The organism is Kitasatospora sp. NPDC033851 (assembly GCF_055576085.1).
Genome location: NZ_JBVIRL010000043.1, coordinates 35973 through 40508, shown reverse-complemented (window position 1 = coordinate 40508; position 4536 = coordinate 35973). Strand labels below are relative to the sequence as shown.

The following is a 4536-nucleotide window of genomic DNA, read 5'->3' as shown; positions in this document are numbered from 1 at the left end:
CTTCTTCTCCACGCTAGCGCGGGCGGCCGTCGTCACCGGGCCAGTACCGACGAGCCCGGGTCGGCCTGCTCATCGGTGACGGTGGTCGTTGGGGGGCCTTCGGCATCGCCACCTCCGGGGTCCGGTCCTGCCCCTTCATCCCCTCGTGCTCGTGCCGCGGGGGTCTGGAGCGAGATGGCTGTGACCTGGGGTATCGCGGGGCGAACGACTTGAATCGAAAATCCGTTCGATCTAACTTGGGGGGTGTGACCGCCGACGTTCCGTTCTCCCTCGCCCCCCGCCCCGGGGCTCTGCCAGGTGATGCCGAGCGGGCGCCCAGGGAGCTGATGACGCTGCCCGGGTACTACCAGGACACGCGGCGGTGGCGTCTGGTGGAGATCCGGGTGGGAGGCGGCTGGCAGCCGGCCATGCTGACCGTGTGGCGGCGCCCGCCGGGCAGTGCGGTGTGGGTGGTGCATGTCACCTGGGGCGCCGACGATTCCTGGGGCTGGTTCCTGTTCGACGAGCGCACGGTCAGGCCGCTGCCAGAACCACAGGACGAGCCTCCTGCCGGGTCACCGTTCTTCGGGCGGTGGCGGGACACGACCGTCGTCCCGGCCGAGCTCGCTGGCCAACCTGCCCAGGACGGTTCCGACGGCTGCTGGCGTCTGGCGTGGGTCCGTACGGGCGGGCGGTGGTGCTCCGCCCTGGTGACCGCCCGGCGCCGCCCCGGGCCGGATCTGCCGTGGATCGTGAGCGCTCGATGGGGCGAAGACCGGCAGGCGGCGTGGCTGATCGCGGACCCTGTCACCCTTCGCCCGGTCGTCTCGGCGGAGACGGGCCCTGCCCGTCCCTCTGCGGGCGCGGGCGGCTCGTCCGGGCCGGCGGAGGTCTTCGGGACCGGGGGAGGGCGGTGAGCGCGCGGATCGCCCTCGTACCGGATACGGCGGAGTCCGTACGCGGTGAGCGGCTGGCGATCCTGCTGGAGGAGACCAGTCCGGCCGCCCGTCGCGCCCGGTTCGAGGCCGCTTCCCGGCCGGTCCTGCCCGCGCTGGAGCCGCTGTTGCCGGGCGGCCGGTTGCCGAAGGGGGCCGTGGTCGAAGTCCTGGACGCCAGTCTGCTCCTGGCGGTGGCGGCGGGGCCGGCCGCCGCGTCGACCGGCGTGTGGACGGCGATCGTCGGCTGGCCGGAGGCCGGGTTGGCTGCGGCCAGGGCCTACGGCCTGCCGTGGGAGCGCACTGTGCTGGCCGATACCCCAGGAGAGCACTGGGTCGAGATCGCGTCCGTCCTCGCCGACGCCTGCGACACGATCATCCTGCGCCCCACCGGCCCGTCGGCCCCGCGCCGGCTCGCCCGCCTCGAACAACGCCTGCGCACCACCGGCGCCACCCTCCTGACCCCGCTCCCCTGGCCCGGCGCCGCCGAGCTGCGCCTGACCGTGAGCGGCTCCGCCTGGAGCGGGCTCGGTGACGGGTACGGCGCTCTCGAGTCCCGGACGGTCACTGCCCGCTGCGTCGGCCGGGGCCGTGCCGCCCGGGCGCGAGAGGCTCTCCTGCAGCTGCCGGACGAGCACGGTGGCGTGAGCGCCGCGGTCCCGGTGCCGGCTGTGGCGCATCCCGGCGGCGCGGAGGCCGTTGCCGCAGTGGCCGCCGTCGGCTGACAGGGGGTTGGACCGCCCGGACGGTCTGTCAGCCCGTACGCGGAGCGGGTGAGCGGGTTCGGGCAAGAGATCCGCATACAGAAACAGTGGTGCTGGTCACATTTATTACCGAAAGTGGCCAGTCGGCTACTCGAAAGTAACGGGCGCGAGGCCCGGTTGAAGCGGGTGGACCCGGCTCGCGGCACGTGTCGTTGTCACGCTGCGTTGCCGTTCTCGATCTTTCCGTGAAATCCTTCTAGGCCATATGCGTGAACAGGGGTGCTCGTTTGCAAGTCTGAAGGCGGGCCACACGGTGGCTTCGGCGTGCAGAACTTGACGTCGTACCTGACCGAAAGAGTGAGATGGACACCCTCTGCGACACGGCTGCAGCCCTCCAGCCGGTCCGCACCAACGCCCGCCTGCGGCCGGCGCTCCGCCCGGCGCAGGCGCACGCCAGTGCGGGAGCACCCCGGTGAACGACGACAGCTTCGCGGGCAGTGAAACCGGCCCGGCCGTGCACGAGCCCGTCGACCTCCCCTTGGACTTCGAGGCCTACTTCCTGGCCAAGCAGCGGACGTTCCGCGGCTACGCCGCCGAGATGATCGGGGACCTCGCGGTCGGCGACGAGGTCGCGTACGAGGTGTTCACCTACCTCGCCCACAACTGGGCCCAGGCGCTCGAGGCCCCGGACTTCGAGCAGCACCCCGGGGGATCCTGGCCGGCGCGGTCATGTACCGGGTCCACTGGCTCCGGCGTGAAAAGGACCTGGCTGCCCGTCTCAGGGAGGCGCGCCGCACGCTGAAGCAGATGCACCAGGCCCTCACCCGGATCGAGGGCGGCGCCGGCCTCTACACCGCCCTCGCCGAACTGCCGACCCGCCAGTGCGAAGTGTTCGTCCTGCGCACCAGCATGGGCTACACCGCCGAATACAGCGCGGAGGTCCTGGGCATCCACCCGCGGACCGTCGACTACCACCACCGCCGCGCGCTCGCCGCCCTCGAACGCCTGCTGACCACCCGACACGTCCTGCGCCGCACCGCTGCCGTACCCGGGCCCCGCCGCGAAGGAGCCGACCGATGAAACCCGAGAACCTCGACCACCTCCTCGACGCCCCCGACGACTTCGACGTGCCCGCCGCGCCGCGCCGCATCTCGGCCGACGTCGCACGGATTCGGCGAGGCCAGCAGCCGCCGCCTGGCTGGTGGGCGGAGCAGGACCGTGCCCGGCAGTGCCTGGAGACGGTGGTTTCCGGGGAGATCAGCACCACCCGGCTCGCCCGGATCACCGATCTCGCCGATCTCCTGGACGACCCCCGGGGCCCACGCGACCAGCGTGTGGAGGATCTCGTTCAGGAGATCGAATGGTTCCGGCTGTTCGGTTGCCTGCTGCACTACACCGGGCACCCCGTCAGCGCCGAGTTCTGGTGGAAGATCGGGGCCGGCGCCGGTGACCACACCTCGGCCTGGTGCCTGTACCTGCACCACCTCGGCCGAGGGGAGATCCGCGAGGCCCGGCTGTGGTTCGAGCAGGCAGTGAGCGTCGACGAGGACCTGGGGCCGGGTGTCCCCATGCCGGCGGTACCGGAGATGCCCGACTACTTCCGGACCGCCCCCATCGTCATGGGCACCCGCACCGCCAAGCCCTCCACGCCCTCCGGCGCCCTGGCCGTCGAGGTCGACCGCCTGGTGATGCACACGGGCGACGACACCGACGGCCTCGTCCCCTGCCCCGACCGCCGCCTGGCCGACCGCGTCGAGGAGTACGCAAGTCTGCGCTGACCAGGCCCGCCGCGGCCGGACGACCGGCCCACCCGCCCAGCATTCCGCGAGACATCCCCCCAGCTACGCCAGCCACCAGCCGCCCGGACCCCGGGCGCCAAGGGCAAGGGCAAGGCGTTCGTCGGCGCGCTGCGCCAGGTCGTCCGCGCGGTGCGCGGCGGTGAGCGCGACACCGAGGCGCTGTCCGGCATCGCGGAGGCGAACACCAACCGTCGCCGCACCTAGACCGGGCAGAAGGCCCGGGTCCGGGGCAAGGACGTTGTCGGCGCGCCCGGCGAGAGCATGGCCGGCCGCGCCGGGAAGCAGGCCATCAAGTCCGGCGCGAGCCACCTCGCCCCGGTCGTCCATGAGACAGGCCAGGTCGGCGGCCGCCTGGCCTTCACCGTCCGGATGAAGGCCGACCAGTACACGATGTCGGCCGGCTCCACGGAAGACTCCCCGGGGCTGCGCCGCGGCTTCATCCCGCGCGCGGACGGCACCGAGGAGCGCACCTACGGCTCCGCCAGCACCGGCGGGTTCGACGCCGCCGAGTGGTCCCAGCGTGTCGCCGACCACCTCGGCGACGTCACCGAGGCGATGCGGGCCTGGCTGGTGGAAACCGGCCGCGCCGTCCAGGACGCCGACATCGCCTACCTGGAAGTCCGCGGCTGGATCCCCGAGGACCAGCAGTAGGCCCGGCCGGCTGTGACTGAGTGCTTCAGTTGGCGGGTGAGCGGTCGAGTTGGCGGGTTGAGCACTCGGCGGCGAGATGTGCGTCTGAGCCGGGTAGAGCGGCGATTATGCCGCAACTCTGCTGGGGTCATGGGAACTCGGCCGTCGAGGTCCGGCCGCCAAACCCGCGTGGTGATCCACACGGCACCGCCAGTGCCAGCGTCCGTGCGTCGCGGCTCCACCTTCGGCAATCCCTGACCCGGCAGGGATCCACCGTTCTGCGGCACGGGCCTCTCCTGGCGATCGCTCGTGCCCATCTAGACCTGCTAACAGTGGAGTTGACGCTCCGATCCCGCGAGTCGCGGGGGGGGGGGGGGGGGGGGGGGGGGCGCCCCCCCCCCCCCCGCGGGGGGGGGGGGCCCCCCCGGGCCCGCCCCCCCCCCCCCGGGGGGCCCCGGGGGGGGGGGGGGGGGGGGGGTGGGGGCGCCC

6 protein-coding genes are annotated in these 4536 nt (G+C 72.9%); all 6 read left to right on the top strand.

Annotated elements, in window-relative coordinates; genetic code table 11:
- The first annotated feature begins 326 nt into the window (after positions 1–326).
- The 6 genes from ACZ51D_RS40595 to ACZ51D_RS40570 all read left to right on the top strand — a co-directional run bounded on the left by ACZ51D_RS40595 (position 327) and on the right by ACZ51D_RS40570 (position 4068).
- Positions 327–896 carry a hypothetical protein gene (locus ACZ51D_RS40595; RefSeq protein ID WP_465625821.1) on the top strand — a complete coding sequence of 190 codons (570 nt, stop codon included), beginning with the start codon at positions 327–329 and terminating at the stop codon, positions 894–896.
- Entirely contained in the window at positions 893–1639 is a 747-nt protein-coding gene (locus ACZ51D_RS40590; protein WP_465665308.1) for a hypothetical protein, read from the top strand. Before ACZ51D_RS40595 ends, ACZ51D_RS40590 begins: the two co-directional genes overlap by 4 nt.
- Before the next feature lie 451 nt (positions 1640–2090).
- Entirely contained in the window at positions 2091–2420 is a 330-nt protein-coding gene (locus tag ACZ51D_RS40585; RefSeq protein WP_465625827.1) for a hypothetical protein, read from the top strand.
- 5 nt (positions 2421–2425) lie between these two features.
- Positions 2426–2698, top strand: a complete 273-nt coding sequence (locus ACZ51D_RS40580; protein WP_465625829.1) for an RNA polymerase sigma factor — start codon at positions 2426–2428, stop codon at positions 2696–2698.
- Entirely contained in the window at positions 2695–3396 is a 702-nt protein-coding gene (locus ACZ51D_RS40575) for a hypothetical protein (protein ID WP_465665306.1), read from the top strand. The genes ACZ51D_RS40580 and ACZ51D_RS40575 overlap by 4 nt, the downstream gene beginning before the upstream one ends.
- Positions 3397–3678: 282 nt before the next feature.
- Positions 3679–4068: a hypothetical protein gene (locus ACZ51D_RS40570; protein WP_465665304.1), complete on the top strand. Its 390-nt coding sequence runs from the start codon at positions 3679–3681 to the stop codon at positions 4066–4068.
- The last annotated feature ends 468 nt before the right edge of the window (positions 4069–4536 follow it).

Bases quoted from the DNA above. Each gene is read 5' to 3' on its own strand.
- ACZ51D_RS40595 (WP_465625821.1), top strand. From the start codon at position 327: ATGACGCTGCCCGGGTACTACCAGGACACGCGGCGGTGGCGTCTGGTG.
- ACZ51D_RS40580 (WP_465625829.1), top strand. From the start codon at position 2,426: ATGCACCAGGCCCTCACCCGGATCGAGGGCGGCGCCGGCCTCTACACC.
- ACZ51D_RS40575 (WP_465665306.1), top strand. From the start codon at position 2,695: ATGAAACCCGAGAACCTCGACCACCTCCTCGACGCCCCCGACGACTTC.
- ACZ51D_RS40570 (WP_465665304.1), top strand. From the start codon at position 3,679: ATGGCCGGCCGCGCCGGGAAGCAGGCCATCAAGTCCGGCGCGAGCCAC.